Raw genomic sequence first — 2,915 nt, 5'->3', positions numbered from 1 at the left:
AAGGAAAAGATCCATTCGAAAATTTTTCAATTTCCGAATGGATCTTCTTAATTTAGGGACTTATGTCACAGCCCCTTTTGCTTATTTGTGGCGCCAAACAGCGTAGATCAGTGATCGGTGGCAAACAGTGCGATTATTCAAAATGAGCGGTGCTGGAGCGAGCCGGTAATGGTAAACCCCAACAATTTGAACTGGTTGCTTTCGCAGGGACCATAATTTGATCTTTTTATAATCGTTCTTGCTTTAAATAATATATATTATGTAAACTAAAAAGTAAGCTTAATATTCAAATTGAGAAGAGACATCTGTGGCAAAAAAACAATGGCAAAGTTAATTCCAGGTTTAGCAACATTAAAGTTATTTGTACGTCTCTAAACTTTAATGTTTATATTGATAGCAAACACCGGCTACATGGAATGCTGTAAAGATTCGTCTGAGAGCGAAATAAGAGCAAGGCAAAATTTCATTAATGTTGACGCACCAAAGAATGTAGCAAGCTAATCGTGTCCAGTGGTGGCACAACAACGTCCAGTAATTAATGGTTTAGTAACTTGCTGATGAGTAACAGCAACCGCATGTTGATTTGCCATTTGCATCACGTAAGGATTTCTGATTAGTTAGACTATCTAAATTACTAGAAATATGAATTCAAAAAGACGAGCGGAATAGTCGAAACTGTGAAAAATTAATTGATTAGGGCAAAAAAACTTTCCGAATAATGCAAAGAAACATACTAGCTGTTTTTTATTGTTTACGCCTAAAATTGATGATAATTGTCGCGCCAGAAAACTTGCTATTTGCTGTCATTAAAACTATAATTTTAATGACAGGTAGCAATGGAAATTTCTAGTTTTGGGCTTAGTCCCCTCGTCAGCTTGGGAATTGTACGAGCCAAACATGGTATTTTTCTACCGACTTATTGACTTAGCGGCTTAGACAAGTCAACTGATCATAATTTGCTAAGCTTTTTGAAAATCTTTCCATATATCTTCAGTGTATTTACATTTTGACTGTTACAAATAATTAATGATTATTTGTCCTGATTGCATCAGCTAATTAGTTATTTTGCTGTTAAATTTGCGAAGTTTAGCTTCATGTGGAATGTTTTTCAATTCAATTTATCATGCTTGACTATGGCTCTCGAGAATACGCTATTTTAATTGATTGCAATTTCAGCCTTAATTGGATCAACAAATCAACAGAAATCCTATGTTTTATTGTTTTTCAGACTGGAAGTTCTTAGCAGTGAAAACATCACATTTTGCTAGTTTATTGTACTTTCGGCAAGAAAAATAGTGAGGGGGGAGTTAATTTTAACTCCCCTTCCCCTGCCCCAAACAAATTTAAGGAGGATCTTTATGCCATCAGACAAATACCTTACTTTAATTCAAAATGAACTTAACGCCATGCCATCCTTTGTCAAGGAATATTACGTGGGCACCAACCATGCAGTAACGACAATTTACCAATATTTAACCGAAATTCGTCGTTTTTTTGATTGGCTACGTCAAGCCGGACTAACTGATGCAGCTGATAATCAAAGCATTCAACCAGCTGACTTGGCAGATCTTCGGCGAAACGATATCATGCTTTACATCGATCATTTGAAGCACTCTACTAATAAGCAACATCGCTTGAATTCACCAACAACTATCAACCGCTCTCTCAATGCCTTACGCTCCCTTTTTAAGTTCCTAACGATCACCGCCGACAATAACAATGGCAAGCCTTATTTTGAACGCAATGTAATGGAAAAAATCGGTTCAATGAACGACACCCAAACCCTGAACTATCGGGCTCATATCCTTGAGTCTCATATGTACACCGGCCAGCGAAAATACGACTTCATAGATTTCCTCAAAAACCAATATGTGAAGCAATGTGATCCCCGTGCCCGGCCGGCATTCAAGCAAAACCACGAGCGTGATATTGCCATCGTCGCTCTAATTTTAGGAACCGGCGTGCGAGTTTCAGAGGCAGCGGGCGTTGATCTGCAAGATCTTAATCTCAAGGATGCCACTTTAGACGTCACCCGCAAAGGGGGCTGGCGGGACACTGTTCCTATCGCTCCCTGGACCCTACCACACATCAAGGCTTATGCGGAAATTCGCAAAAATCGTTACCACGCGGACAAAAAAATGCGGGCCTTCTTCCTCACCCTTTATCATGGCCAGACGCGTCGCATGACGACTAATGCCATCGAAAAAATGGTTAATAAATACTCTCGCGCTTTTGGCCACCCCCTCACCCCACACAAACTACGGCACACTTTAGCCTCTGAACTCTATTCGGTAACCAAGGACCAGGTGCTGGTTGCTCAACAGCTCGGCCAAAAAGGAACCAGTGCTACGGACCTCTATACCCATGTTGATCAGGCTCGTCAGCGCCATGCCTTAAAGGAAATTGGTCAGCAAAACCAGTTAGGCAATCGCACGAATTCCAAAGAATTTTAATCGCTATTCCATCCTTTTCTAAGCATTTACTATTATTTATAAAGATCCCTAAGAGCTCAATAATACTTTAATAAGACTTTGCTAGAACGCTGGCTACTGCTAAATACTCAAGATATAATAAAAGTGTAAAGAGATAGGATCAAAAACATGGGGGGATTGAGCATTATGATGTCATCTCTGAGTAATTTCATTGCAGTAGTTAGTTTCGTGGCTATTATTGTTGCCTCGTTGGCATATCCAATGTTCCATCAGTACCACACCCAACACTAATGACAGATTAACGCAATCGATAAAATAAAAAGTGGCTGTGACATAAGTTCCTAGTAAAGAACGGAGCTGAATGAAATCCGAAGATTTCATTCAGCTCCGTTTTCCTTTAAAATATGATTCTAGAATATTCGGTACTGATAAGAGTAATTCTTATCGGTGCCGTTTTTTGTTGCTTCGCTATACCATTAAATA

At 39.2% G+C, this 2,915-nt stretch carries 1 protein-coding gene; it reads left to right on the top strand.

The genetic code is table 11. The annotated features are described in order from the left end of the window. Positions 1-1,358: 1,358 nt before the first annotated feature. Positions 1,359-2,453: a tyrosine recombinase XerS gene (xerS, locus tag QOR82_RS08920; protein ID WP_283584392.1), complete on the top strand. Its 1,095-nt coding sequence runs from the start codon at positions 1,359-1,361 to the stop codon at positions 2,451-2,453. Positions 2,454-2,915 lie beyond the last annotated feature (462 nt).

It is taken from the genome of Limosilactobacillus difficilis (assembly GCF_947387495.1).
Lineage (GTDB): Bacteria > Bacillota > Bacilli > Lactobacillales > Lactobacillaceae > Limosilactobacillus > Limosilactobacillus difficilis.
Note: the sequence above shows the minus strand (reverse complement) of the source record. Positions and strands in the feature narration are given on the sequence as shown.